Origin of the sequence: Nocardia rhizosphaerihabitans, assembly GCF_014646295.1 — a bacterium.
GTDB classification, from domain to species: domain Bacteria; phylum Actinomycetota; class Actinomycetes; order Mycobacteriales; family Mycobacteriaceae; genus Nocardia; species Nocardia rhizosphaerihabitans.
The window spans coordinates 1-749 of sequence record NZ_BMNE01000025.1 but is presented as its reverse complement, the minus strand read 5'-3'; the positions used below and the strand labels follow the sequence as shown (position 1 = coordinate 749).

The window sequence follows — 749 nt, the reverse complement described above, 5'->3', positions numbered from 1 at the left end:
AGCAGGCGTGGGCGAGGTTGGCCAGAGTCGCCACCCCGGCCATCGCGACACCCACCCCGTCACCGCGCAACCGGCAGTCGCGCAAGATCTTCCAGGTCTTCATCCGGGCGAAAGCATGCTCGACGCGAGCGCGGACCTTGCGGTGGGACTTGTTGTGTGTCTGTTTCCATGCCGGCAGCTCGACACCAGCTGACCGACGGTGCGGGATGATCAAACCGGTGCCCTGGTAGCCGCCATCAGCGATCACCACCGAGTTGCGGCAGGCCTCGGCCGCACCGGACTCGGTCCAGGCTCGGCAGTCGTTACGGTTGCCCGGCAACGGTGTGCCGAGCGCGACGACGAGTTCGGTGTCGGCGTCGATAACGACCTGATGGTTGGTCGAGTACCGGTAGTTCTTACTCTGCGCGGCCACCTTGTGATCCCGGGTCGGGACCAGGGTGCCGTCCACGATCAACACCGCACCACGCGGGAACCGGGCCCGGGGTCGTAGCGCCAACGCCGGTCCCAGGTCCTCGATCACCCTGGCCGCGGCCGACTTCGACACCCCGAACACCGCCGCGAGCTGCCGCATCGTCAGATTCGTCCGCCAATACGTGGCCACCAGCAGCACCCGGTCCTCGAAACACAACCCCCAGGGCCTGCCCCGCAACGGCCGGTCGGCACCCTCGCGTCGCAACCGGGTGATCAGGCGAGCGAACATGCGTGGCCGCAGCCCAGAGAACAACTCCACCATCACCGGATCAGACGCC

At 67.3% G+C, this 749-nt stretch carries 1 protein-coding gene; it reads right to left on the bottom strand.

The window, feature by feature from the left end:
• A partial coding sequence (locus IEY60_RS35430) for a transposase (RefSeq protein WP_229740414.1) occupies positions 1–749 on the bottom strand: 749 nt, incomplete at both ends.